The sequence below is a fragment of the Sinorhizobium fredii USDA 257 genome (assembly GCF_000265205.3).
Lineage (GTDB): Bacteria > Pseudomonadota > Alphaproteobacteria > Rhizobiales > Rhizobiaceae > Sinorhizobium > Sinorhizobium fredii_B.
Genome location: NC_018000.1, coordinates 5,917,964 through 5,944,172 on the forward strand (window position 1 = coordinate 5,917,964; position 26,209 = coordinate 5,944,172).

The window sequence follows — 26,209 nt, forward strand, 5'->3', positions numbered from 1 at the left end:
AAAGCTGCGATCGGCGACGCAAAAAGCAGGTCCGCTTGCTGACGCCAACCGGTCAGGAGAAGAGAAGCGCGGAAAGCTTGCGGCGGGCGGCAATCGTCGCCGGATCCTTCGGCCCCCAGACTTCGAAGAAGGACAGGAGTTCGCGCCGGGCGGCGTCGTCCTCAAAGCTGCGATCGCGCTTCATGATCAGCAAGAGATGGTCGGCCGCACCGGTCCTGTCGCCTTCGACATTGCGGATCTTGGCAAGCTTCAGCCGCGCCGCGTGATCGTCGGGGTTAAGTGCCAGCTGATGCTCCAGCTGAACCGGATCGCCGAGTTTGCGGGCCTCTTCGATCTGGTCGAGCTTCTTCGAAACGGCGCTGATGGAAGCGGCCTTGCCGAGTTCCTCCGGCAATTGCGAAAGCGCCTGGCGCGCCTCGGCAAGCTGGCCGAGCGCGATCATGCATTCGACCATGCCGGCGATTGCATCGGTATTTTCCGGCTCCGCCTGCAGCACGGCACCGTAAAGGCCGGCGGCGTTCTGGGCGTCGCCCGCTTCGAGCAGCGCCTTGGCGTCGGCAAGCACCGCTTCGACCTCGGCCTTGGAATCGTCGACGGTCGGGCCGGCAATGCGGTCGATGAACTGCTTGATCTGGCTCTCGGGGATCGCGCCCATGAAGCCATCGACCGGACGCCCGCCGACGAAGGCGATGACCGCCGGGATCGACTGGATGCCGAGTTGGCCGGCGATCGAAGGATGGTCGTCGATGTTCATCTTGACGAGCTTCACACGGCCGGCTGCTTCCTTGACCACCTTCTCGATGATCGGCGTCAGCTGTTTGCAGGGTCCGCACCAGGGCGCCCAGAAATCGACCAGTACCGGCTGCTGGCGCGAGGCCTCGAGCACGTCGCGCGCGAAGCTGGCGGTCGTCGTCTCCTTGATCAGGTCGCCGGCCGCGGCGGCGGCATTCGGTGCCGGCTGCTCGCCGAACGACGCCGAGGCCGTCATCTGGTTGCCGAAGGAACCTGCATAGGGATTGTCGCTACCGCCCATTTTCTCTCCTCGCGGGCTTGTCGCCCGACTTCATGGTTTCCGCGCCAAAGATCGTATGTCAGGCCGTCACTTTCAAGACAAGCGGTTCGTGTCCGGTTGCCTCCATGAAGCGCAGCATATCCTTGGCGGCGATCGAGGTCGTCTGGTCGTTCGAGAGCGGGTGGCAGTTGATCGTGTCGAATTCCATCAGCCCCTCGTCGAGAATGAACTTCACCTTGCCCGACGTGTCGTTGATCGCCCCGAGGGCAGTCACGGCGCCGGGGATCACGCCCAGATATTCCATCAGCTTCTCCGGCTTGCCGAAGGAGACCTTGCTTGCCGCACCGATGGTCTGATGAATGGTCTTCAGATCCACCGTCGCATTCTCCTCGACGATCAGCAGGAAATAATTGTCTTTTTTGTCCTTCAGGAACAGGTTTTTTGTATGTCCGCCGGGAATTTCGTCGCGTAGCGCCACCGATTCGGCCACGGTGAAGACCGGCGCATGCCGCTTCGTCCGGTGTTCGATTCCGAGTTCGTCGAGAAAGCGGAACAGGTCTTCCGCGGTCTTCGGCTGTGCCTCGCTCATGCTCTTGATCCTTCTGCCACCCGAGATTTCCCCCTGCTTTACGAGGAAGGGACGGCTTGCGCAATCTCAAGGGCGACGGCGAATGACCGGGATCACGGCAGGAGCTTTTGGGATTAGCCCGAAAAATTTCTTGCCTTCGACGCTATTTCCCTGTTGCATTTGAAAAATGCTTAGGCCATATAGCGCCGGTCGCCGCAAGACGGGGCGGCAACCCACGGTCCACAGACTACCCCGGACCTGGGTTTGATGAGCGGGTGTAGCTCAGGGGTAGAGCACAACCTTGCCAAGGTTGGGGTCGAGCGTTCGAATCGCTTCACCCGCTCCATTCTTCCAAGACCTTCAAAGCCTCGGTTTTCCGGGGCTTTTGTGTTTTTCTGGCGCGCGCGAAGTCACGTCGGCTGGAAGCTGCGAAAGAGGACGTGGTTACCGCGCGGTTACCTATTCTCGCAAACGCATAGGGCGTTGACCCTCGTAAACATTGCCAGTGGAGCGCGCGCTAATTCCCCTACAGACGACTCAAGGGGCCTCGCTCTCCAAAGTCGCTTGCCTGCGTTCCGCCCTAACTTTCAGGCTAGGCAGAGCTACGATATTAGCTCTTCACGAAGACGTAGTCCGTCTCCTGCCGGAGCACTTCGCCGGGCCTCAGCACCGCCTTCGGGAAACCTTCGCGGTTCACCGCATCCGGCCAGATTTGCGTTTCGAGGCAGAAGCCGGCGAAGGGGCCGTAGCGGCGGCCCTCGAGGCCGGGGACGGGTACGTTCAGCTTGCTGCCGGTATAGAGCTGGACGCCGGGTTCGGTGGTCAGCACCTCCAACGACACGCCGGAATTGATGCTGCGCGCCAGCGCCACGGAGCGCTTCTGCATGCGCTCCGGCGAGAGGCAGAAATTGTGGTCATAGGCGATCTTCTCGCCCTCCAGCTGCCGCCGCAGCGAGGTCATCTCGCGGAGATCGAAGGCGGTGCCGGCAACCGGGCGGATCTCGCCGGTCGGGATCAACCGCTCGTCCGTCGGGAGATAGTGGTCGGCGGCGATCATGATGTCATGGCCGAACGCGTCGGCGCCGCCGTCGAGGTTGAAATAGCTGTGCTGGCAGACATTGGCGAGCGTCGGCGCGTTCGTCTCGGTTTCGTAGAGGACGTTCAACGTGCCGCCCGGCTTTAGCGTATAGGTGCAGGTGACGGTGCAATCGCCGGGATAGCCGGCGCGACCGTCGGGATCGGTGATCCTGAGCGTCACGCTGTCTTCCGCCCCGTCGACGATCGTCCAGTTGCGCTTGCCGATATTGTCGCTGCCGCCGTGGAGATGCGTGACGCCCTTTTCGTTGAGCTCGAGCTGGTAGGCCTTGCCGTCGAGCACGAAGCGCCCGTCGCCGATGCGGTTGGCGTTGCGGCCGGGCGTGGCGCCGAAATAGGGGGAATGGGCTGGATAGCTTTCGAAATCCTCGAAGCCGAGCACGAGCGGGGCCGCATGGCTCTCGAGCCGCAGGTCCTGGATGACCGAGCCCCAGCTGATCACCTTCGCCGTCAGCCCGCCGCCCTTGAGCGTCACCCGATGGACCGGTTCGCCCGACGCCAGGTGGCCGAAGATTTCCGTGTCAGCGCTCATCTTGTCTCTCCTCGCTTCGTCGGTCCAAACGGGCGACAAACTGCGTCATTTCCGGCGGTGCGGCAACCGGAAAGTCAGACTATTCAGCGGGACAATTCCTTCGTCGCCGCCTGCAGGCCGGCAAGCGTCAGCGGGAACATGCGGCCGTGAAAGAGCGCGCGGATCATGCCCGTCGAATGGGTGTGGCGCCAGTCACCCTCCGGCACCGGATTGAGCCAGATCGCACGCGGGAAATGCGTCGTCAGGCGCTCGAGCCAAAGCGCCCCCGCCTCGTCGTTCCAGTGCTCGACCGAACCGCCCGGATGGCTGATCTCGTAAGGGCTCATAGCGGCGTCGCCCACGAAGATGGCGCGGTAATCGCTGCCATAGGTGCGCAGGAGTTCCGCCGTGCGGGTGATGTCGGCGCGGCGGCGGCGATTGTCCTTCCACAGGCCCTCATAGACGCAATTGTGGAAATAGAAATAGTCCATGTGGCGGAACTCGGCGCGCGCCGCCGAGAACAGTTCCTCGACGATGCGGATGTGGTCGTCCATCGATCCGCCGACATCGAAGAACATCAGGAGCTTGACGGCGTTGCGCCGCTCCGGCCGGGTCACCACGTCGAGATAGCCGTGCTCGGCGGTCGAGCGGATCGTGCCGGAAAGGTCGAGTTCCTCGGCCGCCCCCTGGCGCACCCAGCGCCTGAGCCGTTTCAACGCGACCTTGATGTTGCGGGTGCCGAGCTCGACCGTATCGTCATAATCCTTGAACTCCCGCCGATCCCAGACCTTGACGGCGCGGCGGTGGCGCGAGCCCTCCTGACCGATCCTGACACCCTCGGGATTGTAGCCATAGGCGCCGAAGGGCGAGGTGCCGGCCGTACCGATCCATTTCGAGCCGCCCTGGTGACGGCCGGCCTGCTCGGCAAGCCGTTGGCGCAGCATCTCCATCAGCTTGTCGAAGCCGCCGAGCGCCTCGACGAGCTTCTTCTCCTCTTCGCTCAGATATTTCTCGGCGAGCTTCTTCAGCCATTCCTCGGGGATCTCCGCCTCGGCGACACCCTGTAACGGCGAAACCGCCTCAAGTCCTGCGAAGCGATGGCGGAAGACCCGATCGAAGCGGTCGATGTAGCGCTCGTCCTTGATGAGCGCCGTGCGCGCCAGGAAATAGAAGGCCTCCACGTCGAAGGCGGCAATCCCCGTCTCCATTCCCTCGATCAGCGACAGAAACTCCCGGAGCGTTACCGGGACCTTCTCGGCCTTCAGTTCGAGGAAGAAGGGGATGAACATCACTCTCCAGTGCCGATCTTTTCGAGCTCGTAGGATGTCGTCTGGTACATCTCGTTGATCCAGTTGCCGAAGAACAGATGCGCATGGCTGCGCCAGCGGTTCTGAGGCGGCAAAGTCGAATCGTTATGCGGGAAATAGTCATGCGGCAGCTTGATCGGCACGCCGGCATCCGCGTCGCGGAAATATTCGTCCGACAGCGAGGTCGAATCATACTCGACATGGTTGAACATGTAGAGCCGGTTGCCCTTCTTTTCGTGTACCAGGCAAACCCCCATCTCCTTCGATTCCATCAGGATCTCGAGGCTCGGCACCCGATCGATGTCGGCGCGGCGCACCTCGGTCCAGCGCGACACGGGGACGGCGAAATCATCCGAAAAGCCGTTCAGGTAGACGGAGGAAGGCTTGAGGTTCTGGTGGCGATAGACGCCGAAGGCCTTTTCTTTGAGCGGATACTTCGGCACGCCGTGGAAGTGGTAAATCGCCGCCATCGCGCCCCAACAGACGTTCAGCGTCGAATGCACGTGCGTCGTCGTCCAGTCCAAGATGCGCTTCAATTCCTCCCAATAGGTGACCTCTTCGTAGTCGAGCGTCTCGACCGGGGCGCCGGTGATGATAAAGCCGTCGAACTTGCGGCCCTTCACCTCCTCCCAGGTCTCGTAGAAGGCGAACAGATGTTCCTCGGGCGTGTTCTTCGGCCGGTAGCCGCCGATGCGCACCAGCGTCAGCTCCACCTGCAGCGGCGTCGCGCCGATCAGCCGGGCGATCTGGATCTCCGTCTTGATCTTGTTGGGCATCAGGTTCAAGAGCCCGATCTGCAGCGGGCGGATGTCCTGGCGGACCGCCGCGGTCTCGGTCATCACCCGCACGCCCTCGTTGACGAGTGTTTCGAAGGCGGGCAGCGTATCCGGAATCTTGATGGGCATGGTTCCACTCGATCAATACAAAAAAACCGGCGGCGAGATGATCGCGACCGGTCCTCGGAAATCCGTTGTTCCTCGGCCCTTTAGCGATTTCTTTAACGTGGCTGCAAGCCGGCCGGCCAAATCACCACAGGATCGCTTGATAGCGTGGCGGAGGCGGCGCGGTCAATGAAAAACGATTCGCGGATGTTGCGGCGGCCCCTCATCCGGCCCCGCATCCCCTCGCCCCGCTTGCGGCGAGAGGGCTAGTCCTCGGGGTTAAACCCGAGGAGAGGGGCCAACTGCCGCTGGCTTTTGCAGCAAGGCCAGAGCTTCATTCATCCCATATCCCAATCGACTGCTGGCATCGCTTTGGCTGACCCAGAAGAAGCGAAAGCGGATCGGCGGACCGCCGCTGTCCGGCGTCATTTCGTCGTGCAGCCAGCTTTGCCGCTGCTCGCCGACGAGGGCCGTGTGGAAATAGAGCCGCCGGTGCCAGATCTCGCTGCCGCTCTTCACGAAGCGGTAGTCCAATGTGGCGAGTTGGGCGAATGGTTCCCGCGGTGCCAGCCCGGTCTCTTCGAAGAACTCCCGGCGGGCGGCCGCTTCCGGGCTCTCGCCCGGCTCCATCGTGCCGCCCGGCACCTGCAGGTCGACCTCGGGAAAATCCGGTTGATCGAAGACCAGCAGCGAATCTCGCCAGGTGGCGTAGATCAGCACCTTGTGAGCGTCCGGCCTCATCCGTCACGGCGCGCCATGAAGGCCAGCCGTTCGAAAAGATGGACGTCCTGCTCGTTCTTCAGAAGCGCGCCGTGCAGCTTCGGCAGCATCGATTTCGGATCGGCGCGCAAGTCTGCCGGATCGATCTCGCCGGCGACCAGCAGGCGGATCCAGTCGAGCGCCTCGGAGGTCGAGGGCTTCTTCTTCAGGCCCGGCACCTCGCGGATGCCGTAGAAAGCGGTGAGCGCCGCCGAAAGCAGGGTCTTGCGGATGCCAGGATAATGAACCTCGACAATGCGGGCGAGCGTCTCGGCATCGGGAAAGCGGATATAGTGGAAGAAGCAGCGGCGCAGGAAGGCGTCCGGCAGTTCCTTCTCGTTGTTCGAGGTGATGATGACGATCGGTCGGTGCCGGGCGCGGATGGTCTCGCCCGTTTCGTAAACGTGGAACTCCATCCGGTCGAGCTCCTGAAGCAGGTCGTTCGGGAATTCAATGTCCGCCTTGTCGATCTCGTCGATCAAGAGCACTGCCTTCTCAGACGCCTCGAACGCCTGCCAGAGCTTGCCTTTGCGGATATAGTTCCCGACGTCATTGACGCGGGCGTCGCCGAGCTGGCTGTCGCGCAGCCGGGAGACGGCATCGTATTCGTAGAGTCCCTGCTGTGCCTTGGTCGTCGACTTGACGTTCCACTCGATGAGTTCGAGGCCGAGCGCTGCGGCGATCTGGCGGGCAAGCTCGGTCTTGCCGGTGCCGGGCTCGCCCTTGACGAGCAGCGGCCGCTCCACCCGGATCGCCGCATTGACGGCGACCATCAAGTCCTTGTCGGCGATATACTCGGCGGTGCCTTCGAAGTGCATGGGGCTGCTGCTCTCGATTAGGAGGAACGTGCGATACGGGCAAAGACCGATCCCGTTTAGCCGCGAAACGCCGTGACCTCGATCTCGATCAGCATTTCCGGGCGGATCAGGTCGCAGACGACCATCGTCGCGGCCGGGCGGCTCTCGCCGAAGATCTCGCCGAAGATCGGGAAGACCCGGTCGGCGAAGCTGGCGTCGGTGACGTAATAGTGGTTGCGCACCACATCGGCGAGCGAGAAGCCGGCTTCTTTCAAGGCGGCTTCGATCGTCTTCAGGCAGTTGCGCGCCTGTTCCTCGACCGTCTCCGGCATGGTCATGGTTGCGTAGTCGTAGCCGGTCGTGCCGGAGACGAAGCACCAGTCGCCCTTTGCGACGGCACGCGAATAGCCTGCCGTCTTCTCGAAAGGGGAACCGGAAGAGATGAGCTTGCGCGCCATCAGCGCTCAGGCCCAGGGATGCGACGCGGCGTTCTTCTTCTCGAAGCTGTCGATGGCGCTCGCCTTTTCGAGCGTCAGGCCGATGTCGTCGAGACCGTTCAACAGGCAGTGGCGCTTGAAGGCATCGATCTCGAACTTGATCGAGCCGCCGTCGGGGCCGGTGATTTCCTGGGCTTCCAGATCGATCGACAACACGGCGTTGGAACCCCGGTTGGCGTCGTCCATCAGCTTGTCGAGGTCGGCCTGGCTGACAACGATCGGCAGGATGCCGTTTTTGAAGCAGTTGTTGTAGAAGATGTCGGCGAACGAGGTGGAGATAACGCAGCGGATGCCGAAATCGAGGAGCGCCCACGGCGCATGCTCGCGCGAGGAGCCGCACCCGAAATTGTCGCCGGCAACCAGGATCTTGGCGTTCTGGTAGGCCGGCTTGTTGAGCACGAAATCCGGATTTGGCGTGCCGTCCTCGTTGTAGCGGGCCTCGGCGAAAAGTCCCGTGCCGAGCCCGGTGCGCTTGATCGTCTTCAGGTAATCCTTCGGGATGATCATGTCCGTGTCGATGTTGACGACGGGCAGGGGCGCAGCAACGCCGGTGAGCTTGACGAACTTGTCCATGGTCTAGCCTTCGATTTCAGCGGAAATGTCGGGAGAGCGTTTAGATCAGTTTTGCGCCGAAATGAAGGGGAATCTGCGTTTGCGGACCTTCCCGGCTCGATTCAGAGATCGATGATCGTGCCGCGCCCGTCGTTCCAGATCCGCATTTCGCGCTGCTGGCCGGCAGCGGCCGCGCGGGCACGTGCCGGCATCGGCTTCGCGTTGAACCGTGCGGCGATCGCACTGCCGATCGCAATGACGGCGGCAATGCCGGCAAGCGCCAGGGCGAGCGACGCGGTCAGCACGAAGGCCGCAAACGTGATGGCAATGGCTGCGGCCGTGAAAAGAACAGAGCGAATGCTTTGCATGTTCGTCACCTTTCTAAAACGCATGTGGTGGCTTGCGGCACCGCTTGCAAGAGGGCCCATCGACTTGCGCAAGGCACGAAAGGCGGGCACAACCAATCCCATGAGTCGAGCGACCAATCATCATCCCGCGCGGCTCCGCCGCTCCGTGCTTTGCGTGCCGGCGGACAATGCCCGTGCGCTTGCCAAGGTCAAGGACCTTGCCGCGGATGCGGTGATCTTCGACCTCGAGGACGCCGTAGCACCCGAGCGCAAGGCCGAGGCCCGCGACGCTCTTGTCCGCCACCTGTCGGAAAACCGGCCCGGCGGCGAAGCGATCATCCGCATCAATGTGGCGGAATCGGGTTTCAGCGAAGCGGATCTCGTCGCCGCGGTCGCGGCGAGCCCCGATGCGATCCTCCTGCCCAAGGTCGAAAGCCCCGCCGACATTCAAGGCATCCTCGAATGGCTGTCTGAAAACGACGCGCCGGAGAGCTTGCGGCTCTGGGCGATGATCGAGACGGGGCGCGGCGTCATCAACGCGCCGGCGATCGCCGAGACGGGCCGCACCTTCGGCGGCCGCCTCGATTGCTTCGTCGTCGGCCTCAACGATCTGCGCAAGGAGACGGGCGTTGCCGCACTCGCCGGTCGCACCTATCTCGTGCCCTGGCTGATGCAGGTCCTCATCGCCGCCCGCGGCAGCGGCCTCGACGCCATCGACGCCGTCTTCAACGATTTTCGCGATGCGGAGGGCTTCGAGGCCGAATGCCGGCAGGGACGCGACATGGGCTATGACGGCAAGATGCTGATCCACCCCGCCCAGATCAACGCGGCCAATCGCTGCTTCGGCATCGACCAGGCGGCGCTTGACGAGGCGCGCGCGATCATCGACGCCTTTGCCCGGCCGGAACATGCAGGCAAAGGCGTGATCAATCTCGGCGGCCGCATGGTCGAACGCCTCCATCTCGAGCAGGCGCTGAAACTCGCCGCGAAAGCGGAGACCATCGAAAAACGAAAGGCGAAATCTTGAAGCTCTACCGATTTTTGACCGGCCCCGACGACGCGTCGTTCTGCCACAAGGTGACGGCGGCACTGAACCAGGGTTGGAGTCTGCACGGCCCGCCGGCCTATGCCTTCAACGCCGATACACAGCATATGCTGTGCGGCCAGGCGGTGGTGAAAGAGGTGGAAGGCACGGATTATCGTCCCGAGATGAAACTGTCGGAGCAATAGGGCCGCTCATAGGCGGATATCGATTAGCCCTCGCCCCTGGCTCGTCCCGTAGGCCGACGCTTACAGGCGAAAGTGGCCGGCAGGCCGGGGCCAATCACCCGCCTTGACGACCCTCGCCATCAATTCGCCGTCAGCGCGTGATGTTGCCGTTGACAAGCAGGCTTTCCTCCTCCACCTGAAGGGCGAAAGCTCGGGACGCGACTGCCGTCCGCATCCCGCTTCGAACTCGCCGGGACCCCAAGAAGAGGCCTTCATGTCTTCTGCTTTCGATTTCGAGCCAAAGCCGCGCCGCCCGTCGGTTGCCGTCGATGTCGGCGGCGTCATCGTCGGCGGTGGCGCGCCGGTCGTCGTGCAGTCGATGACGAATACGGACACGGCCGATATCGATGCGACGGTGGCGCAGGTGGCGGCCCTCCACAAGGCAGGCTCCGAACTGGTGCGCATCACCGTCGACCGCGACGAAAGCGCCGCCGCCGTGCCGAAGATCCGCGATAGGCTGCTGCGCCTCGGCATGGACGTGCCGCTCGTCGGCGATTTCCACTATATCGGCCACAAGCTGCTTGCCGATCACCCGGCCTGCGCCGAAGCACTGGCGAAATACCGCATCAATCCGGGCAATGTCGGCTTCAAGGACAAGAAGGACAAGCAGTTCGCCGAGATCATCGAGATGGCGATCCGCTACGACAAGCCGGTGCGCATCGGCGTCAACTGGGGCTCGCTCGACCAGGAGCTCCTGACGCGGCTGATGGATGAGAATCAGGCCAAGGGCTCGCCCCTGACGGCGCAACAGGTGACGCGCGAGACGATCGTGCAGTCGGCGCTGCTCTCGGCGGAGCTTGCCGAGGAGCTCGGCCTGCCGCGCAACCGCATCATTCTCTCCGCCAAGGTTTCAGGCGTCCAGGACCTGATCGCCGTCTACGCGATGCTGGCCGCCCGCTCCGACCATGCGCTGCATCTTGGCCTTACCGAGGCTGGCATGGGGACGAAGGGCATCGTCGCCTCCTCGGCTTCGCTCGGCATCCTGATGCAGCAGGGCATCGGCGACACGATCCGGATTTCGCTGACGCCCGAGCCCGGCGGCGACCGCACCCGCGAGGTGCAGGTGGCGCAAGAGCTCCTGCAGGTCATGGGCTTCCGCCAGTTCATCCCCGTCGTCGCCGCCTGTCCCGGCTGCGGCCGCACCACCTCCACGGTCTTCCAGGAACTCGCCCAGAAGATCCAGGAGGATATCCGCGCCAGCATGCCGGTCTGGCGCGAGAAATATCCGGGCGTCGAGGCGCTCAAGGTCGCCGTCATGGGCTGCATCGTCAACGGCCCGGGCGAGAGCAAGCATGCCGATATCGGTATTTCGCTTCCCGGCACCGGCGAGATGCCGGCCGCGCCGGTCTTCATCGACGGTCAGAAGGCAATGACCTTGCGCGGCCCGAAGATCGCCGAAGACTTCCAGCTTCTCGTCGCCGACTATATCGAAAAACGCTTCGGCCGCGGCCAGGCGGCAGCCGAGTAAGCAGCAACGATCAAAGCCGGGTGGTCAAAAGCTTCAGGCCGGCAAAGGCGAAGAAGCCGGCCATCAGGCTCTCGATGATCCGCCGCGATTTCAGATAGCCGCGGTGCACCGGCGACAGCGAGAAGACGATCGCAAAGCCGCAAAAGGTGACGAGGCCGATCAGCATGCAGCCGCCGATGAAGGTGGCGGTGACGGCGGCCGGCGCCCCTTCCGGCATGCCGAGCGACACCAGCATAATCCAGGCGAAGATCGCCTTGGGATTGGTCAGGTGGATGCCGAGGCCCTTGAGATAGAGCTTCTTCAGCGACATTTGCAACGGAACGCCAAGGGATGGCCGGGGTGTGTCACCTCGCATCGCTGCTCGCAGCGCATTGTAGGCGAGCCAGAAAAGATAGCAGGCGCCGGCGATCTTCAGGACGATGATCGCCTCGCCATAGGTCCGGATGAGCGCCGAGAGGCCCGAGGCGGTCAGCATCGCCCAGGTGTAGCTGCCGGTCAGCACGCCGAAGGCAAGCGCCAGCCCGGCCTTTCGCCCCTGGCTCACCGACGTCGCGATGATCGCCAGAACCGCCGGGCCTGGCGATGCGGTGGCGATGACATAGGCCGTCCAGGCGACCAGAAGCTGCGGAAGATAAGGCGTGAGTTCGAGCATGCGGCGCCACCCATTTTGTTGTTCCGGACGGAAAGTAGCCGAGGCCCTCGCGGCAGCCAAGGGCTAGCCTTTCCTGGTTAAATTGAATCATTCTGTTGGCTCAAGCGGAGCGGAATGCTTGCTCGGCTGGCGCGCGGCGTAGCCAACGCTACGGCGAAGCCAGCCGAGCAAACAGGCCGCCCGCTTCAGCCAACCCGAAGGGCTAGAGAATCTCGTCGAGCGCCGAAATCAGCCTGGCGCATTCCTCGTCGGTGCCGATGGTGATGCGCAGGAAATCCGAAATCCGCGGCTTGGCGAAGTGCCGGACGATGACTGCGCGCTCGCGCAGCTTGGCCGCGAGCGTCTGACCGGCCTGGTCCGGATGGCGGGCGAAGATAAAGTTCGCCTGCGACGGCAGGACTTCGAAGCCGCGTTTCTCCAGTTCGCTCGTCAACCGCGCACGCGTGGCGATGATCTTGCCGCGCGTCGCCTCGAACCACGCCTCGTCCCTGATCGCGGCGGTCGCGCCAGCCTGGGCGGCGCGTCCGAGCGGATAGGAGTTAAAACTGTCCTTGACGCGCTCCAGCGCCTCGATCAGCACCCGCTGGCCGATCGCGAAACCGACGCGCAGGCCGGCCAGAGCCCGGGACTTGGAGAAGGTCTGCACGACCAGCAGATTGTCGTATTTCGGAACGAGCGCGGCCGCCGATTCGCCGCCGAAGTCGATATAGGCCTCGTCGATCACCACCGTCTGGTCGGGATGTTCGGCGACCAGCCGCTCGATCTCGCCAAGCGGCAGGCCGATGCCGGTCGGCGCATTGGGGTTGGGCAGGATGATTGCGCCGCAGGGGCGACGATAGTCGGCGATATCGATGCGGAATGCGGTGTTGAGCGGCACTTCGATCGCATCGATGCCGAAAAGCCCCGCATAGGTCGGATAGAAGCTGTAGGAAATGTCCGGATAGAGCAGCGGCTCGTCGTGCTTCAGCAGCGCGGCGAAGGCGTGGGCCAGCACCTCGTCGGAGCCATTGCCGACGAAGACTTCCCCGGCCGAGACGCCACATCGTGCGGCGATCGCCTCCCTCAGGCCCAGCGCGACCGGATCCGGATAGAGCCGGAGTTCGGCGTTTGCCGCCGACCGGATCGCCTCGAGCGCCTGTTCCGACGGACCGTACGGACTTTCATTGGTGTTGAGCTTGACGAGATTGGCCATGCGCGGCTGCTCGCCCGGAACATAGGGTGTGAGCCTGGAAACGATCGGCGACCAGAATTTGCTCATTGTGTTCAGTTCCTTCGGTTCGCGACAAAGCGGGCGGTTTCGACGAGAACGGCCGAACGGGTACCGTAGGGTGCCAGCAGTTCTTCCGCCTCCGCCACCAGCTTTTCGAGTTGGCGCTCGGCCCAGGCCTGGCCATGAAGGCCGACGAGCGTACCCTTGCCGCGGGCGGCGTCCTTGCCGGTGGCCTTGCCCATCGCCTCGGCGTCGGCGGTGAGGTCGAGCAGGTCGTCGGCAAGCTGGAAGGCAAGGCCGACCTTGTCGCCGAAGGCGCGCATGCGTCGGCGATCCTCGAGACTCGCGTCGGCGATAATCGCGCCCGCCTCGCAGGCGAAGCGGATGAGGGCGCCGGTTTTCATCGCCTGCAGCGTAACGATAGCTGCCTCGTCCGGCGCCGTCTTCTCGGCGGCGAGGTCCAGCGCCTGCCCGCCAGCCATACCGCCAAGGCCGGCGGCGCGGGCAAGTGCCAGCACAAGCGCCGTCTTCTGGCGATCCGAGAGGGGCGTTGCGGGCGCGGCGACAATGTCGAAGGCGAAGGTCAACAAGCTGTCGCCGGCGAGAATCGCCGTTGCTTCGTCGAAGGCAATGTGCACGGTCGGCTGGCCGCGCCTGACGTCGTCGTCGTCCATCGCCGGTAGGTCGTCGTGGACGAGCGAATAGCAATGCACGCATTCGAGCGCCGCACCGATCCTGAGCGATGCATCGGCGCTGCCGCCGAGAAGGGCGGTACTTTCGGCGACGAGGAAAGGACGCAGCCGCTTGCCGCCATTGAGCACGCCATGGCGCATGGCATCGAGCAGCGTTGCCGGGCGGGCGATCTCGTCCGCTTGGGACGCGGGCCCGAGGAGGCTCGAGAGCAGTCCCTCGACCGCCAGCGCCGCGGCCTTGAGGCGTTCCGCAAAGAATGATGGCTCGTCTTGCATGAGAGGCTCTTTGGCACGTGGGAGAGCCGCTTTCAACGGACTTTTGCGCCGCAGCTCACGCGTTTTGTTCGGGATGAGTGCACAGGCGCCCTTGTCTTTGCGAGAAAGGCCGTTCAACTTTCGCGATCCATGAAATAAGAGTGGGGCCATGAAAAAGAGCGGGGTCATGAAATAAGAATGGGGAATGGATAGAGGGGTGGACAGTCAGGCCGTGGACATCGTTCCGGAAGAACGCGAGGAGGGCGAGTTGCCCGCCGGACGGTGGTCTGCCATGCGCCGCACGTGGCGAACGCGCCGCCGGCGTCTCGTTCTCGCGGCGCTTTGCATTCTCCTGCTGCCTTACCTGCTGATCTTCGTCTACCTGCTCGGTTTCATTCATCCGGTATCGACATTGATGCTGCGCGACCTCGTGCTGCTGCGCGGCTACGACCGGCAGTGGGTGGCGTTCGACGATATCTCCCCGGTCCTCGTCCAGTCGGTGATGATGTCCGAGGATGGCCAGTTCTGTGTCCATAACGGGGTCGACTGGATGCAGATGCGCGGTGTCGTCGAGGACGCCCTGGATGGCGAACAGACGCGCGGTGCGAGCACGATCCCGATGCAGACGGTCAAGAACCTCTATCTCTGGAACGGCCGCTCCTTCGTTCGAAAAGGAATGGAGCTGCCACTCGCCGTCGTTGCCGATCTCGTCTGGAGCAAGCGGCGCATGATGGAAATCTACCTGAACGTCGCCGAGTGGGGCGACGGCGTCTACGGCATCGAAGCCGCCGCGCGGCATCATTTCGGCGTTTCCGCAGCCAAGCTTTCGCGCCGCCAGGCGGCGCTGCTGGCCGTGGCGCTGCCCAATCCGATCGACCGCAATGCCGGCAAGCCCGGACGGGGCTTGAGGCGTCTCGCCTCGGTGATCGAACGTCGCGCCGGCCGCTCCGGCGACTACATCACATGTCTTTATGATTGAGATGAAGACAATTCATTGGTTGTGCGGCTGCGCCTATGGCAAGTCTGCCTCCCGAAAAACCAAGCGGAGACGGAGCCATGGCCGAGCTGGTCCTTTATGTCGGCAACAAGAATTATTCGTCCTGGTCGCTTCGGCCGTGGCTCGCCCTCGAAGGTTGCGGCATTCCGTTCGAGGACGTCGTCATCCCCTTCGACTTTCCGGCAGGTAACCCGAGGATTCGTGAAATCTCGCCGACCGGCCGCGTGCCGGTCCTGCAGCACGGCGATATCCGCGTCTGGGAATCGCTGGCGATCATCGAATATGTGGCCGAGCTTTACCCCGAGGCTGGCCTGTGGCCGGAGGACCGCGGGGACCGTGCCCGTGCGCGCAGCTATTCGATGGAAATGCTTTCCGGCTTCCGGGCGCTGCGCGGCGCCTGCCCGATGAATATCCGCCGGCCGGTGAAGGCGATCGCGCTTCCCGAAGGGGTCGCCGCCGATGTCGCGCGGATCGAAGAGATCTGGCACGAGGCGATCGCCCGCTCCGGCGGACCGTTCCTCTTTGGCCGCTTCACCGCCGCCGACGCGATGTTCGCCCCCGTCGTCAACCGCCTGGAAATATATGAGCTCACGACGGATCCGGCAACGCTCGCCTACATGGACGCCGTCAAGGCACACCCGGCCTTCCGCAAATGGGAGGAGGCATCGAGGGCCGAACCGTGGATCGTGCCGGAGGACGAGGTCTGACGTCTCAAGTAGGAGCAGACGCTTGCCGCCCCGATTCGAAATTTTGCACGCGGGGACTGGTCAAAGCGTGGTTGGCCATGTATAAGCGCGCAAAATTTCCGAGATCGACATCTGTTTGACCCGGCCATTTTCGGCTGCTGAACAGTGTTTTGCCCGATAAGTGGAGAATGAAATGGCTGTACCTAAAAGAAAAACGAGCCCGTCCAAACGGGGCATGCGCCGTTCTGCTGACGCCCTCAAGGCTCCGACCTACATCGAAGACAAGAATTCCGGCGAACTGCGCCGTCCGCACCACATCGACCTGAAGACCGGCATGTACCGCGGTCGCCAGGTCCTGACGCCGAAGGAAAGCGCATAAGCTCTTCCGTCTGCGGATGAAGTTTGAAGGGTCGGCTCTGCCGGCCCTTTTTCTTTGGTGCGTTGGAGCGCAGCGCTTCCGAAACGCCCCTCCCCAACCCCTCCCCACAGGTGGGAGGGGCTTGCGCGCGTCACCGTCCAGCCCAACTCAAGGTTCCCACAAGTGGTGACGGATTGAATCAAATGTGAAGTAGGGTAGCCCCTCCCTTTTATGGGGAGGGGCGTATTTCTAGCCGAGATTGTCGAGCTTCGTCTGCAGCGCCCGAAGCTGTTCCTTGAGCTCGTCGATATCCTTCGCCTCGGCCTTCTTGGTCTCCTTGGCCGGAGGAGCGGCCATGAAGGGCGAGAACATCTGCATGGCCTGATGGAACATTTCGGTGTTGCGCTTGACCTGCTCCTCGACCAGCTGCAACGGCACCTGGAGGTTCTTGCCGAGCGGCGTGTCGCCGAAGGCCTTGTTGATCTGCTCGCGCATCTGCGCCTGCTGCTCGGTGAAGGCCTGCATCGAATGTTCGAGATAGCTCGGCACGACCATCTGCATCTGATCGCCGTAGAATGAGATGAGCTGGCGCAGGAAGGAAATCGGCAGAAGCGTATTGCCGGTCTTCGACTCCTGCTCAAAGATGATCTGCGTCAGCACGGAATGCGTGATATCTTCACCGGACTTGGCGTCCTGGACGACGAAGTCTTCCCCCCTCTTCACCATCACGGCCAGATCGTCGAGGGTCACATAGGTGCTCGTGCCGGTATTGTAGAGCCGCCGGTTTGCGTATTTCTTGATAACGATCTGGCCTTCATGCTTCGCCATCAGGGTCTCCTCTACCCATCGTCCCGTCTTTATTGTGTTTTTTAAGAGTATCCGCAAAAGAGCGCCGCTGACAATCTCTTTGTGCATTGCGGCGACGCAGGTGCAAAACAACGGTCGGTAGAACCGACGATGAAGCTTTTGTTGCAGAGCATCAAGGAGTTTGACTTGCGCTCCTGGCTTTGCCAGTCTGCTTCTCCAGGCAAAGGAAACAAGAGGAAACGTCCCATGAGCAATCCCTCCATCGTGATCGCCAGCGCCGCTCGCACCGCAGTCGGGTCCTTCAACGGCGCCTTCGGCAACACACCCGCTCATGAACTGGGTGCAACGGTCATCAAGGCGGTCCTCGAACGGGCCGGCGTCGAGGCGGCAGAGGTCCACGAGGTGATTCTCGGCCAGGTGCTTCAGGCCGGCGAAGGGCAGAACCCGGCCCGCCAGGCGGCGATCAAGGCCGGCCTCCCGCCGGAAAAGACCGCCTGGGGCATGAACCAGCTTTGCGGCTCGGGCCTGCGCGCGGTCGCCCTCGGCATGCAGCAGATCGCCATCGGCGACGCGAACATCATCGTCGCCGGCGGCATGGAATCGATGTCGATGGCACCGCATTGCGCGCATCTGCGCGGCGGCGTCAAGATGGGCGACTACAAGATGATCGACACGATGATCAAGGACGGCCTGACGGACGCCTTTTACGGCTACCACATGGGCATCACCGCCGAAAACGTCGCGCGTAAGTGGCAGCTGACCCGTGAGGAGCAGGACGAATTCGCGCTCCGCTCGCAGAACAAGGCGGAAGCGGCGCAGAAGGCCGGCCGGTTCGCCGACGAAATCGTCCCGTTCATCGTCAAGACCCGCAAGGGCGACGTCAGCGTCGACCAGGACGAATATATCCGCCACGGCGCCACGCTCGATTCGATCGCCAAGCTGCGTCCGGCCTTCGACAAGGAGGGTACGGTCACCGCGGCCAACGCCTCGGGGCTCAATGACGGCGCTGCCGCAACGCTGCTGATGACCGAGGTCGAGGCCGCCAGGCGCGGCATTCAGCCGCTCGCCCGCATCGTCTCCTGGGCGACGGCCGGCGTCGACCCGCAGATCATGGGCACCGGCCCGATCCCCGCCTCGCGCAAGGCGCTCGAAAAGGCCGGCTGGTCGGTCGGCGACGTCGAACTCGTCGAGGCCAACGAAGCCTTCGCGGCGCAGGCCTGCGCGGTCAACAAGGATCTCGGCTGGGATCCGTCGATCGTCAACGTCAACGGCGGCGCGATCGCCATCGGCCACCCGATCGGCGCTTCCGGTGCCCGCGTCCTCAACACGCTGCTCTTCGAAATGAAGCGCCGTGGTGTTTCCAAGGGCCTCGCAACGCTGTGCATCGGCGGCGGCATGGGCGTCGCCATGTGCGTCGAGCGCCTGTAACAGTTAGCGGTATGCAAGGGCTCCGCCCTATTCGATCGAGCACGCGCGGCCCGGAGTTCCGGGCCGCGGAAGAATAGTTTTGGCAGATTTTAACCCAATGGGAGGCGAACATGAGCAGGGTAGCATTGGTTACGGGTGGGTCCCGCGGTATCGGCGCTGCGATTTCGGTGGCGCTGAAGGCGGCCGGTTACAAGGTGGCTGCGACCTACGCCGGCAATGACGAGAAAGCCCAGGCCTTCAAGCAGGAAACCGGTATCCCGGTCTACAAATGGGACGTCTCCAGCTATCAGGCTTGCGTCGACGGTATCGCCAAGGTGGAGGCGGATCTCGGGCCGATCGACATTCTCGTCAACAATGCCGGCATCACCCGCGATGCGATGTTCCACAAGATGACGCCGGAACAGTGGGGAGAGGTCATCAATACCAATCTCACCGGCCTCTTCAACATGACGCATCCCGTCTGGTCGGGCATGCGCGACCGCGGCTTCGGCCGCGTCATCAACATCTCATCGATCAACGGCCAGAAGGGCCAGATGGGCCAGGCGAACTATTCCGCCGCCAAGGCCGGCGATCTCGGCTTTACCAAGGCGCTGGCGCAGGAAGGGGCGGCAAAGGGCGTCACCGTCAATGCGATATGCCCCGGCTATATCGGCACGGAGATGGTGCGGGCGGTGCCGGAAAAGGTGCTGAACGAACGAATCATCCCGCAAATCCCGGTCGGCCGCCTCGGCGAACCGGACGAGATCGCCCGCTGCGTCGTGTTCCTGGCGTCTGACGAATCCGGCTTCATCACCGGCTCGACGATATCGGCGAATGGCGGACAGTATTTCGCCTGATCTACAGCGCCTCGCGTCTTTTCAGGCGCACAAAGGTCGCTGCAGCGCTTTGAGTTGCTGCAATTTTTACCCTTGAGTTGGGCTCGACTTCTGGCCCCTCCTCCTTGTGGGGAGGGGTTTTCCCATAAATCGGACCGGCGTCAGCCTTCGAGCTCCTCGCGCAACATTTCAAGCTCCAGCCATTCCTCCTCCATGCGCGTCAGGCCCTCTTTCAGTTTTTCGAGCTCGGCGGCAAGCTTCGCGAAACCGTCCGGATCGCGGGAAAAGAGAGAAGGATCGTGCATCTTCTCTTCGCGCTTGGCGATCTCGGCCTCGGCCTTGGCGATCTCCTTCGGCAGGTTCTCCAGCGCGAATTTCTGCTTGTAGGAGAGTTTCCCCTTGGATTTCGGCTCGGCTGTTTCGACGGGGGCATCGCTCGGCTTGGCCCTCTCGGCTTTCTCGGCCTTGCGCCGCTCCTCGATCGCGCCCTTGCGCTGCGCCATCATGTCGGAATAACCGCCGGCATATTCGATCCAGCGGCCGTCGGGCGCTTCCGGATTGGCGGGCGCAATGGTCGAGGTCACCGTGCGGTCGAGGAAATCGCGGTCGTGGCTGACAAGGATCACCGTTCCGGCAAAGCCGGCGACGATCTCCTGCAGGAGGTCGAGCGTCTCAATGTCGAGGTCGTTGGTCGGTTCGTCGAGGATCAGGAGGTTGGTGGCGCGCGCCAGGATGCGGGCGAGGATCAGCCGGGCTCGCTCGCCGCCGGATAGTTCGCTGATCGGCGTGCGGGCCTGCTCCGGCTGGAAGAGGAATTCCTTCATGTAGCCGGTGACGTGTCGCTGTTCGCCGTTGACGAGAAGCGTCTCGCCGCGCCCGTCGGTCAAGTAATGCGCCAGCGTCTCGTCGAGGTTCAGATCTTCACGCTTCTGGTCGAGCGTGGCGATCTCCAGATTGGTGCCGAGCTTGACGGTGCCTGAGTCCGGTTCGAGCTGCCCGGTCAGGAGCTTGAGCAGCGTCGTCTTGCCGGCGCCGTTTGGCCCGACGAGGCCGATCCGGTCGCCGCGATGGACGCGGATCGAGAAGGGCGCGACGATCGTCCGCTCGCCATAGGCCTTGGTGATCTTCTCCGCCTCGATGACCAGCTTGCCGGATTCCTTGGCGTCGGCGACGGTTGCCTGGATCGTGCCCTGCGGCCCCTTGTGGCCGCGATAGCGCGTCCGCATGTCCTGCAACTCGCCGAGGCGGCGCATGTTGCGCTTGCGCCGCGCCGTGACGCCGTAGCGCAGCCAGTGCTCCTCGCGCTCGATCGCCTTGCCGAGCTTGTGCTGTTCGAGTTCCTCCGCCTCCAGCACCTCATCGCGCCAGGCTTCGAAATGAGCAAAGCCTCGGTCGAGCCGGCGCGACTGGCCGCGATCGAGCCAGACCGTCGCGGTCGAGACCTTCTCGAGAAAACGCCGGTCGTGCGAGATCAGCACGAGGGCCGAGCGGCTGCGGGCGAGCTCGTCTTCCAGCCATTCGATCGTCGGCAGGTCGAGATGGTTGGTCGGCTCGTCGAGAAGCAGGATATCGGGCTCCGGCGCCATGACGCGGGCGAGTGCCGCGCGGCGCGCCTCGCCGCCGGAGAGGCGCTTCGGGTCCTCCTCGCCGGTCAGCCCCAGATGCTGCAGCAGATAGGTGACGCGGTAGTGATCGTCGCCGGGGCCGAGCCCGGCCTCGGCATAGGCCTGCACCGTGTCGAAGCCGTCGAAGTCCGGGGCCTGGTGCAGATAGCGGATGGTTACCGAGGGATGCCGGAAAATCTCGCCGGACTGCGGCTCGATAAGACCGGCGGCCATCTTCATCAGCGTCGATTTGCCCGAGCCGTTGCGGCCGACGAGGCAGATGCGGTCACCCGGCTCGACCTGCAGATTGGCGCCGGCGAGAAGCGGCGTGCCGCCGAAGGTAAGAAGGATGTCGTCAAGCTTCAGGATGGGGGGCGCCAAGGCGTCAGGCTCCGGAAAGATCGTAGGGTCGGGCGAGAACCACCGCCCGGCCGGATTTCAGGGAAAAGCGAACCGGACCTTCCGCGACATTGGAAATCGTCCGGGAGGAGCCGAAAGGCAGTGCGAAGCCGTGGAGCGGGTAGCGGGCGTTTTCGATCGACAGGCCGGTAAGGTCGGTGAAGCCGAGGATCGAGAACAGGCTGCCCTTCGGCAGGTCGATCTCGTGGACCCCCGGCATCAGCGCATAGGCCTCCTCCTCGCCGGAGGTCATGAGCGCGGCGTGTCCCTCTTCCGCCAGCGCCGCGAGTCGCAGGAGGTGCAGGAAGGCATGGTCGCTGCGGGTGCCGCCGAGCGCGCCGGCGAAGATCAACGTCGAGGCGCCCCGCGCAAGCGCCGCCTCGACTGCCAGCTCGCCATCGGTGGCGTTCTTGGCGGCCGGATAGCTTTCCCGCGGGACCTCGGCGTAATCTGCGAACAACGCCTGATCGGTCGAGTCGAAGTCGCCGACCCAGAGCTCCGGTTCCACCCCAAGCGTCTTCGCATGGCGTATGCCGCCATCGGCCGCGATGAAGCGGCTGCCGGAAAGCTGCACCGTAAGCCGCTCCGTGAGGGTGAGCGCGCCGCCGAGAAGAATGGTGAAGGTCGATCGGGTCATGGCACAAGCCCATAGCGCAAAGCGGCGCCCGAGGAAAAGGGCAGAACGTCTTTTCGGGGCGCCCTCTCGTGGCTTGCTGGATCAGGCCTCCCGCGTCCCGTCCGGAGAAAGCATGTCCGCATAGATGCCGGGCGTCGAATCCGGAATCTCCACCGCGCCGACGGCGCGCGCATAGAATTCCGCCGGGCCAACGCCGCCGATGATCGCATAGGCGTAGCCGGCGGCACGCATGGCGAAGAGGCTTTCGAGCAGCAATGCCTCTCCGAGGCCGCGGCCGCGCATCGCTTTGTCGACGCCCGTCGGCCCGAAGAAGCCGAGCGCGGTCACGTCATGACAGGCAAAGCCGGCAAGCTCTCCATTCCATAGCGCAATATGGATCCGCGTCGGCGTCGCGGAAAAGGCCGCCTCCGCCTCGCCCGCCCAAGGGGCGCCGAATCGTTCCTCGATCCAGGAGACAACGATCCTGCGTTCGGCCGTTAGCGCGCGCCTGATGGTAACGTCGGGGCCGAGTCGGGACCCGCGGCCTTCAGGCAAGGCATAGAGGCGAACCAGCATGTCCGGCATGAAATGACCCCGCTTGGCGAACAAAACGCCGCCGCCGTTGTTTGAACTCAGAGCGCCGGCAAATCCTTCCGGTTTCTCGCAAACCCTTGATAGCGCAGGCGGCGCTCAGGGCCAATGCTTCCGCCGAAACTCCGCTTGCCTTGGCTGCCGCCGAAAGCTAAATCTTAGGCGCTCTAACGGGGTGCCCCGGACCGCTTGCGGTCCGATGGCTGAGAGGCTTCGAGCCAACCCGCGGAACCTGATCCGGCTCATACCGGCGGAGGGATTAGAAGCGATCGGACCGATACGCGCTTTTCCCGTGCAGCATCAACAACAGGGAGAGGTGCCCATCATGTCCAGTTCACTCCATCGCAAGATCCTCGGCCGGCTGGCGATTGCCAGCATCGCTGTCGCCGCATTTTCAGCGAGCGCCGTCGCCGCCGAAAAGACGCTGACGATCTACACCTATGAAAGCTTCATCACCGAATGGGGTCCGGGCGCCAAGGTCGCCAAAGGCTTTGAGAAGACCTGCGCCTGCAAGGTGAATTATGTCGGCGTTGCCGACGGCGTCGAACTCCTGACGCGGCTGAAGCTCGAGGGCGAGGGATCGAAGGCCGACATCGTTCTCGGCCTCGACACCAACCTAGTCGCAGAGGCCAAGGCCACCGGCTATTTTGTCCCGCACGGCCTCGACACGACGAAGCTCAAGGTTCCCGGGGGCTTTTCCGACGACACCTTCGTTCCCTATGACTACGGCCATTTCGCCGTGATCTATGACACCGAAACCCTGAAGAACCCACCGAAGAGCCTCAAGAACCTGGTCGAAGGCGATCCGGCCCAGAAGATCGTCATTGAGGACCCGCGTACCTCGACCCCCGGCCTCGGCCTGCTTCTCTGGGTCAAATCCGTTTACGGCGACAAGGCCGGCGAGGCCTGGGCGAAGCTTAGCGAGCGCGTGCTGACGGTGACCCCCGGCTGGTCGGAAGCCTATGGCCTGTTCACCAAGGGCGAGGCGCCAATGGTCCTCTCCTACACCACCTCGCCCGCCTACCACATGGTGGCGGAAGGAACCGACCGTTATCAGGGAGCCCCCTTCGCCGAGGGCCACTACATCCAGATCGAAGTGGCCGGCGTAACGAGGAACAGCAAGGAACCGGAACTCGCCCGCAAGTTCCTCTCCTTCATGACCGGCCCGGAATTCCAGTCGATCATCCCGACGACCAACTGGATGATGCCGGTCGGTTCCACCAACGAGCCTCTGCCCGAGGCCTTCGGCAAGCTCGTCAATCCGGAAAAGACCTTCCTGATGCCGTCCGAAGAGGTTGCCGCCAACCGAAAGGCCTGGATCGACGAATGGCTGGCGGCGATGAGCAAGAACTGAGGCCGGCTTGTTCGACGCCGCCGAAAACAGGATGACAATCGCCGCCGCGGCTTTCTGCCTCGGCGGCATCCTGCTCTTCGTCGGTCTGGCAGGCGCCGCGCTGCTCGCGCAGTCCGGCGACGGCGGCGCCAACGGCCTATTCGACGCCTATATCTGGCGCGTCACCCGCTTCACGCTGCTGCAGGCAGGCCTCTCGACGGGCCTGTCGATCCTCTTCGCCATACCCGTCGCACGCGCCCTGGCGCGACGGGCATCCTTCCCCGGCCGGATCTGGATGCTGCGGCTGATGGCCTTGCCGCTCGGCCTGCCGGCACTTGTTGCGGCGCTCGGCCTGATCGAGGTCTGGGGTCGGCAGGGCTTCCTGAACAACGTCCTCGCAGTGACAGGATTGCAGCAGCCGATCAGTGTCTACGGCCTGTTCGGCATCCTGCTTGCGCATGTCTTCTTCAACATGCCGCTTGCGGCCCGGCTGATGCATGCCGGCCTCGAACGCATCCCAGGCGAATACTGGCGCAGCTCCGCCAATCTCGGCATGGGCTCGCTTGCCGTTTTCCGCTTCGTCGAATGGCCGGCGCTCCGGGGTCTGCTGCCGGGCATTGCCGGCCTCATCTTCATGCTCTGCGCCACCAGCTTCACGCTGGTGCTGACGCTTGGCGGCGGCCCGGCTGCAAGCACGATCGAGGTGGCCATCTACCAGGCGCTGCGCTTCGATTTCGACCCACCCCGGGCTATCGCCCTTTCCGGCCTGCAGGTCGTTCTGACGGGCACGCTCCTTGTCGCCCTCAAATTTCTCGCGCCGCCCCCCGAGGAAGGCGAGACGAGCGGCAGGGCGACCCGACGGTTCGATGGTCTGAGTCGGCTTTCGCGCCTTGCCGACGGGACCTGGCTGGTGCTCGCCCTCGTCTTCGTCGGCCTGCCCTTCGTCGCCATCGCAACGTCCGGATTGCAGGCCGATCTCACCCGCCTCGTCGGCGAGCCGGCGTTCCATCGGGCACTCACCACCAGCGCCGCCATTGCCCTTCCGTCCGCCACCATTTCCGTCGTCATGGCCGTCCTGATGATCCGTGCGCAGCGGCTGCTCCTCGCGCGACGACGCCCTCAAGTGCCGGCCCGCCTGTTTGCCGGTGCGATCGGTGCCAGCACCTCCTTGATCCTGCTCGCCCCGCCCGTGGTGCTTGGCGCCGGCTGGTTCCTGCTCGTCCGGCCCTTCGGCGACGTCGCGCGCTTTGCCCCGTTTTTCGTCATCGCCATCAATGCGCTGATGGCGCTGCCATTCGTTCACCGCGTCCTCGCCCCGGCGATGGCGACCCATGCCGCGCGCACCGAGCGCCTTGCGTCCAGCCTCGGCATCCGGAGCTTGCATCGCCTGCGATGGATCGATTGGCCGGTGCTGCGCAAACCTCTGTTGATGGCATTCTCCTTCGCGCTCGCGCTGTCGCTCGGCGATCTTGGCGCGGTCGCCCTCTTCGGTTCGCAGGATCTCGCGACGCTGCCCTGGCTGCTCTATAGCCGGATGGGCAGCTACCGCACCGCCGACGCGGCCGGGCTCGCCCTGCTGCTGGGCCTCATCTGCCTCGTTCTGACCATGCTCGGCACGGCAGGAGAGAAGCCAGCACAAGGACGAAGCGCATGAGTTCGCTCGCCCTGTCGCTCAAGGACGTCAAGGTTCGCTTCGAAACGACGGCGCTGGCATTCGATTGCGCGGTTCCGGCCGGACAGATCGTCGCCGTTATTGGCGCCTCGGGCTCGGGAAAATCGACGCTTTTCAATGTCATTGCCGGCTTCGAAACGCCGGAGGCAGGCGAAGTGCGGATCCTCGGCGAGGACATGGCCGGGCGCATGCCCGCCGAGCGACCGATCTCCATCATCTTCCAGGAAAACAATCTCTTCGCTCATCTCGATGTCGCAACGAATGTCGGCTTCGGGATCAGCCCCTCTCTCCGCCTCGACTCATCCGACCGTGGCAGGATCGAGGAGGCGCTGGCGCGGGTCGGGCTCGCCGGCTTCGGCAGGAGGTTGCCGCCGACGCTTTCCGGCGGCGAGCGCCAGCGGGTGGCGCTTGCCCGCGCGCTGGTGCGGCATCGGCCGCTGTTGCTGCTCGACGAGCCTTTCGCCGCACTCGACCCCGGCATGCGCGCAGAGATGCGCGCGCTGCTGAGCGACCTGCATGGCGAGGAAGGCAACACCATCCTGATGATCACGCATCATCCCGATGACGTGAAGAGCCTCGCCGATACCGTGCTTTTCCTCGACCAGGGGCGTATCGTCGCCCATGACGCCCTGGATCGTTTTCTTGCACGGCGGGACCTGGCAGCGATCAACCGGTTTCTCGGCAACGACGAGATCGGGTGAGACGAATGAGCGTCACCCGCCTGCCATGGCAATCGACCGGGGGAACGCGGCAGTATTTTTGGACAATGTCCGGTTCGCCACAATTTGACCGCCCCGGCGTGCGACGCGCGGAACGTCCGGCCGGATATGCGCGTTACTCGCGCATCCGTTGCTGTGATACCACGGGGCAACTATTTCTACGGGGATCAGCTAGGCAGGCGGCGCTTAAATCGATACAGCATGGTCATGGCTGAAAAACCTGCGCCAGCGCCCTTATGCGGCTGAAATAGTAGGATTTTTCGACGCTGGCGACTGTTGGCTCATGAGCGCAGGGCGCCTCGGCGGATGGAA

General features: G+C 63.6%; 28 protein-coding genes, 1 tRNA gene and 2 riboswitches. Of the genes, 12 read left to right on the plus strand and 17 right to left on the minus strand.

Features of this window, described 5'->3' with window-relative positions:
* Positions 1 to 52: 52 nt before the first annotated feature.
* Together trxA and USDA257_RS27805 are read right to left on the minus strand one after the other, a co-directional pair.
* Complete coding sequence (gene trxA / locus USDA257_RS27800) at positions 53 to 1,033, minus strand: thioredoxin (RefSeq protein WP_014766314.1); 981 nt, start codon at positions 1,031 to 1,033, stop codon at positions 53 to 55.
* Positions 1,034 to 1,091: 58 nt separating this feature from the next.
* Positions 1,092 to 1,601, minus strand: coding sequence for a prolyl-tRNA synthetase associated domain-containing protein (locus USDA257_RS27805; protein WP_014766315.1), 510 nt, complete (start codon positions 1,599 to 1,601; stop codon positions 1,092 to 1,094).
* A 250-nt stretch (positions 1,602 to 1,851) separates the two neighbouring features.
* On the opposite strand from USDA257_RS27805, the gene USDA257_RS27810 reads away from it, so the two are divergent.
* Positions 1,852 to 1,926: transfer RNA gene (locus USDA257_RS27810), tRNA-Gly, on the plus strand.
* Between the two features lie 264 nt (positions 1,927 to 2,190).
* Here USDA257_RS27810 and USDA257_RS27815 read toward each other — a convergent pair.
* The 8 genes from USDA257_RS27815 to USDA257_RS27850 form a co-directional block, all read right to left on the minus strand.
* Entirely contained in the window at positions 2,191 to 3,207 is a 1,017-nt protein-coding gene (locus tag USDA257_RS27815) for an aldose epimerase family protein (protein WP_041414750.1), read from the minus strand.
* Between the two features lie 83 nt (positions 3,208 to 3,290).
* The gene (locus USDA257_RS27820) at positions 3,291 to 4,475 is read right to left on the minus strand and encodes a vWA domain-containing protein (protein WP_014766316.1); all 1,185 of its coding nucleotides are present in this window, start codon (positions 4,473 to 4,475) and stop codon (positions 3,291 to 3,293) included.
* Positions 4,475 to 5,398 (minus strand): homoserine O-acetyltransferase MetA, encoded by a 924-nt coding sequence (gene metA / locus USDA257_RS27825; protein ID WP_014766317.1) that lies wholly within the window; start codon positions 5,396 to 5,398, stop codon positions 4,475 to 4,477. Before metA ends, USDA257_RS27820 begins: the two co-directional genes overlap by 1 nt.
* A gap of 60 nt (positions 5,399 to 5,458) precedes the next feature.
* Positions 5,459 to 5,536, minus strand: a riboswitch (SAM riboswitch).
* 117 nt (positions 5,537 to 5,653) lie between these two features.
* Positions 5,654 to 6,115, minus strand: coding sequence for an NUDIX hydrolase (locus USDA257_RS27830; RefSeq protein WP_014766318.1), 462 nt, complete (start codon positions 6,113 to 6,115; stop codon positions 5,654 to 5,656).
* Entirely contained in the window at positions 6,112 to 6,951 is an 840-nt protein-coding gene (locus USDA257_RS27835; protein ID WP_041414751.1) for an AAA family ATPase, read from the minus strand. The genes USDA257_RS27830 and USDA257_RS27835 overlap by 4 nt, the downstream gene beginning before the upstream one ends.
* A gap of 56 nt (positions 6,952 to 7,007) precedes the next feature.
* Positions 7,008 to 7,388 (minus strand): RidA family protein, encoded by a 381-nt coding sequence (locus USDA257_RS27840; RefSeq protein WP_041414753.1) that lies wholly within the window; start codon positions 7,386 to 7,388, stop codon positions 7,008 to 7,010.
* A 6-nt stretch (positions 7,389 to 7,394) separates the two neighbouring features.
* A complete protein-coding gene (gene leuD / locus USDA257_RS27845) occupies positions 7,395 to 8,000 on the minus strand; it encodes a 3-isopropylmalate dehydratase small subunit (protein WP_014766320.1) in 606 nt (201 codons plus the stop codon).
* 101 nt (positions 8,001 to 8,101) lie between these two features.
* Positions 8,102 to 8,347, minus strand: coding sequence for a hypothetical protein (locus USDA257_RS27850; RefSeq protein ID WP_041414755.1), 246 nt, complete (start codon positions 8,345 to 8,347; stop codon positions 8,102 to 8,104).
* Positions 8,348 to 8,447: 100 nt separating this feature from the next.
* Here USDA257_RS27850 and USDA257_RS27855 point away from each other — a divergent pair, with 100 nt between their 5' ends.
* The 3 genes from USDA257_RS27855 to ispG all read left to right on the plus strand — a co-directional run bounded on the left by USDA257_RS27855 (position 8,448) and on the right by ispG (position 11,063).
* Entirely contained in the window at positions 8,448 to 9,353 is a 906-nt protein-coding gene (locus USDA257_RS27855; protein ID WP_041415672.1) for an HpcH/HpaI aldolase/citrate lyase family protein, read from the plus strand.
* A complete protein-coding gene (locus USDA257_RS27860) occupies positions 9,350 to 9,556 on the plus strand; it encodes a DUF1737 domain-containing protein (RefSeq protein ID WP_014766322.1) in 207 nt (68 codons plus the stop codon). Before USDA257_RS27855 ends, USDA257_RS27860 begins: the two co-directional genes overlap by 4 nt.
* A 253-nt stretch (positions 9,557 to 9,809) precedes the next feature.
* The gene (gene ispG, locus USDA257_RS27865) at positions 9,810 to 11,063 is read left to right on the plus strand and encodes a flavodoxin-dependent (E)-4-hydroxy-3-methylbut-2-enyl-diphosphate synthase (RefSeq protein ID WP_014766323.1); all 1,254 of its coding nucleotides are present in this window, start codon (positions 9,810 to 9,812) and stop codon (positions 11,061 to 11,063) included.
* Between the two features lie 10 nt (positions 11,064 to 11,073).
* Here ispG and USDA257_RS27870 read toward each other — a convergent pair whose 3' ends face one another.
* From USDA257_RS27870 to USDA257_RS27880, 3 genes are all read right to left on the minus strand, one after another.
* Positions 11,074 to 11,715 carry a LysE family translocator gene (locus USDA257_RS27870; protein ID WP_014766324.1) on the minus strand — a complete coding sequence of 214 codons (642 nt, stop codon included), beginning with the start codon at positions 11,713 to 11,715 and terminating at the stop codon, positions 11,074 to 11,076.
* Between the two features lie 202 nt (positions 11,716 to 11,917).
* On the minus strand, positions 11,918 to 12,973 hold the full coding sequence (hisC, locus tag USDA257_RS27875) for a histidinol-phosphate transaminase (RefSeq protein ID WP_014766325.1): 1,056 nt from the start codon (positions 12,971 to 12,973) through the stop codon (positions 11,918 to 11,920).
* A gap of 5 nt (positions 12,974 to 12,978) precedes the next feature.
* Positions 12,979 to 13,893 carry a polyprenyl synthetase family protein gene (locus USDA257_RS27880; protein ID WP_041414756.1) on the minus strand — a complete coding sequence of 305 codons (915 nt, stop codon included), beginning with the start codon at positions 13,891 to 13,893 and terminating at the stop codon, positions 12,979 to 12,981.
* A 211-nt stretch (positions 13,894 to 14,104) separates the two neighbouring features.
* Between USDA257_RS27880 and mtgA the strand changes: the two genes are divergently transcribed.
* The 3 genes from mtgA to rpmF all read left to right on the plus strand — a co-directional run bounded on the left by mtgA (position 14,105) and on the right by rpmF (position 15,934).
* On the plus strand, positions 14,105 to 14,851 hold the full coding sequence (mtgA, locus tag USDA257_RS27885) for a monofunctional biosynthetic peptidoglycan transglycosylase (RefSeq protein WP_080605851.1): 747 nt from the start codon (positions 14,105 to 14,107) through the stop codon (positions 14,849 to 14,851).
* Between the two features lie 77 nt (positions 14,852 to 14,928).
* The gene (locus tag USDA257_RS27890; protein WP_014766328.1) at positions 14,929 to 15,576 is read left to right on the plus strand and encodes a glutathione S-transferase family protein; all 648 of its coding nucleotides are present in this window, start codon (positions 14,929 to 14,931) and stop codon (positions 15,574 to 15,576) included.
* 172 nt (positions 15,577 to 15,748) lie between these two features.
* The gene (gene rpmF, locus USDA257_RS27895) at positions 15,749 to 15,934 is read left to right on the plus strand and encodes a 50S ribosomal protein L32 (protein WP_012067326.1); all 186 of its coding nucleotides are present in this window, start codon (positions 15,749 to 15,751) and stop codon (positions 15,932 to 15,934) included.
* A gap of 228 nt (positions 15,935 to 16,162) precedes the next feature.
* Here the strand turns inward: rpmF and phaR are convergent, their stop codons facing one another.
* Positions 16,163 to 16,741 (minus strand): polyhydroxyalkanoate synthesis repressor PhaR, encoded by a 579-nt coding sequence (gene phaR / locus USDA257_RS27900; protein WP_014766329.1) that lies wholly within the window; start codon positions 16,739 to 16,741, stop codon positions 16,163 to 16,165.
* A 225-nt stretch (positions 16,742 to 16,966) separates the two neighbouring features.
* On the opposite strand from phaR, the gene USDA257_RS27905 reads away from it, so the two are divergent.
* A complete protein-coding gene (locus USDA257_RS27905) occupies positions 16,967 to 18,148 on the plus strand; it encodes an acetyl-CoA C-acetyltransferase (RefSeq protein WP_014766330.1) in 1,182 nt (393 codons plus the stop codon).
* Positions 18,149 to 18,258: 110 nt separating this feature from the next.
* A complete protein-coding gene (locus tag USDA257_RS27910) occupies positions 18,259 to 18,984 on the plus strand; it encodes a beta-ketoacyl-ACP reductase (RefSeq protein WP_014766331.1) in 726 nt (241 codons plus the stop codon).
* 140 nt (positions 18,985 to 19,124) lie between these two features.
* On the opposite strand, the gene USDA257_RS27915 is transcribed toward USDA257_RS27910, so the two are convergent.
* The 3 genes from USDA257_RS27915 to USDA257_RS27925 form a co-directional block, all read right to left on the minus strand.
* On the minus strand, positions 19,125 to 20,948 hold the full coding sequence (locus tag USDA257_RS27915) for an ABC-F family ATP-binding cassette domain-containing protein (protein ID WP_014766332.1): 1,824 nt from the start codon (positions 20,946 to 20,948) through the stop codon (positions 19,125 to 19,127).
* Positions 20,949 to 20,952: 4 nt separating this feature from the next.
* The gene (locus USDA257_RS27920) at positions 20,953 to 21,603 is read right to left on the minus strand and encodes a thiamine diphosphokinase (protein ID WP_014766333.1); all 651 of its coding nucleotides are present in this window, start codon (positions 21,601 to 21,603) and stop codon (positions 20,953 to 20,955) included.
* Positions 21,604 to 21,684: 81 nt separating this feature from the next.
* Positions 21,685 to 22,167: a GNAT family N-acetyltransferase gene (locus USDA257_RS27925; RefSeq protein ID WP_014766334.1), complete on the minus strand. Its 483-nt coding sequence runs from the start codon at positions 22,165 to 22,167 to the stop codon at positions 21,685 to 21,687.
* Between the two features lie 167 nt (positions 22,168 to 22,334).
* Positions 22,335 to 22,449, plus strand: a riboswitch (TPP riboswitch).
* Between the two features lie 49 nt (positions 22,450 to 22,498).
* On the opposite strand from USDA257_RS27925, the gene thiB reads away from it, so the two are divergent.
* Genes thiB through thiQ form a run of 3 tightly spaced genes read left to right on the plus strand, consistent with a single transcriptional unit; the run spans position 22,499 to position 25,879 of the window.
* Positions 22,499 to 23,527, plus strand: a complete 1,029-nt coding sequence (gene thiB, locus USDA257_RS27930; RefSeq protein ID WP_014766336.1) for a thiamine ABC transporter substrate binding subunit — start codon at positions 22,499 to 22,501, stop codon at positions 23,525 to 23,527.
* Positions 23,528 to 23,558: 31 nt separating this feature from the next.
* Positions 23,559 to 25,160, plus strand: coding sequence for a thiamine/thiamine pyrophosphate ABC transporter permease ThiP (thiP, locus tag USDA257_RS27935; protein ID WP_014766337.1), 1,602 nt, complete (start codon positions 23,559 to 23,561; stop codon positions 25,158 to 25,160).
* Positions 25,157 to 25,879, plus strand: a complete 723-nt coding sequence (gene thiQ / locus USDA257_RS27940; protein WP_014766338.1) for a thiamine ABC transporter ATP-binding protein — start codon at positions 25,157 to 25,159, stop codon at positions 25,877 to 25,879. The genes thiP and thiQ overlap by 4 nt, the downstream gene beginning before the upstream one ends.
* Positions 25,880 to 26,209: the final 330 nt, after the last annotated feature.

Coding starts and splice junctions, on each gene's coding strand:
- leuD (WP_014766320.1), bottom strand. CDS start 8,000: ATGGACAAGTTCGTCAAGCTCACCGGCGTTGCTGCGCCCCTGCCCGTC.
- USDA257_RS27830 (WP_014766318.1), bottom strand. CDS start 6,115: ATGAGGCCGGACGCTCACAAGGTGCTGATCTACGCCACCTGGCGAGAT.
- USDA257_RS27890 (WP_014766328.1), top strand. CDS start 14,929: ATGGCCGAGCTGGTCCTTTATGTCGGCAACAAGAATTATTCGTCCTGG.
- hisC (WP_014766325.1), bottom strand. CDS start 12,973: ATGAGCAAATTCTGGTCGCCGATCGTTTCCAGGCTCACACCCTATGTT.
- phaR (WP_014766329.1), bottom strand. CDS start 16,741: ATGGCGAAGCATGAAGGCCAGATCGTTATCAAGAAATACGCAAACCGG.
- ispG (WP_014766323.1), top strand. CDS start 9,810: ATGTCTTCTGCTTTCGATTTCGAGCCAAAGCCGCGCCGCCCGTCGGTT.
- metA (WP_014766317.1), bottom strand. CDS start 5,398: ATGCCCATCAAGATTCCGGATACGCTGCCCGCCTTCGAAACACTCGTC.
- USDA257_RS27880 (WP_041414756.1), bottom strand. CDS start 13,893: ATGCAAGACGAGCCATCATTCTTTGCGGAACGCCTCAAGGCCGCGGCG.
- thiQ (WP_014766338.1), top strand. CDS start 25,157: ATGAGTTCGCTCGCCCTGTCGCTCAAGGACGTCAAGGTTCGCTTCGAA.
- USDA257_RS27820 (WP_014766316.1), bottom strand. CDS start 4,475: ATGTTCATCCCCTTCTTCCTCGAACTGAAGGCCGAGAAGGTCCCGGTA.
- USDA257_RS27840 (WP_041414753.1), bottom strand. CDS start 7,388: ATGGCGCGCAAGCTCATCTCTTCCGGTTCCCCTTTCGAGAAGACGGCA.
- trxA (WP_014766314.1), bottom strand. CDS start 1,033: ATGGGCGGTAGCGACAATCCCTATGCAGGTTCCTTCGGCAACCAGATG.
- thiB (WP_014766336.1), top strand. CDS start 22,499: ATGTCCAGTTCACTCCATCGCAAGATCCTCGGCCGGCTGGCGATTGCC.
- thiP (WP_014766337.1), top strand. CDS start 23,559: ATGACAATCGCCGCCGCGGCTTTCTGCCTCGGCGGCATCCTGCTCTTC.
- USDA257_RS27805 (WP_014766315.1), bottom strand. CDS start 1,601: ATGAGCGAGGCACAGCCGAAGACCGCGGAAGACCTGTTCCGCTTTCTC.
- rpmF (WP_012067326.1), top strand. CDS start 15,749: ATGGCTGTACCTAAAAGAAAAACGAGCCCGTCCAAACGGGGCATGCGC.
- USDA257_RS27855 (WP_041415672.1), top strand. CDS start 8,448: ATGAGTCGAGCGACCAATCATCATCCCGCGCGGCTCCGCCGCTCCGTG.
- USDA257_RS27815 (WP_041414750.1), bottom strand. CDS start 3,207: ATGAGCGCTGACACGGAAATCTTCGGCCACCTGGCGTCGGGCGAACCG.
- USDA257_RS27920 (WP_014766333.1), bottom strand. CDS start 21,603: ATGACCCGATCGACCTTCACCATTCTTCTCGGCGGCGCGCTCACCCTC.
- USDA257_RS27835 (WP_041414751.1), bottom strand. CDS start 6,951: ATGCACTTCGAAGGCACCGCCGAGTATATCGCCGACAAGGACTTGATG.
- USDA257_RS27850 (WP_041414755.1), bottom strand. CDS start 8,347: ATGCAAAGCATTCGCTCTGTTCTTTTCACGGCCGCAGCCATTGCCATC.
- USDA257_RS27870 (WP_014766324.1), bottom strand. CDS start 11,715: ATGCTCGAACTCACGCCTTATCTTCCGCAGCTTCTGGTCGCCTGGACG.
- USDA257_RS27925 (WP_014766334.1), bottom strand. CDS start 22,167: ATGCCGGACATGCTGGTTCGCCTCTATGCCTTGCCTGAAGGCCGCGGG.
- USDA257_RS27905 (WP_014766330.1), top strand. CDS start 16,967: ATGAGCAATCCCTCCATCGTGATCGCCAGCGCCGCTCGCACCGCAGTC.
- USDA257_RS27910 (WP_014766331.1), top strand. CDS start 18,259: ATGAGCAGGGTAGCATTGGTTACGGGTGGGTCCCGCGGTATCGGCGCT.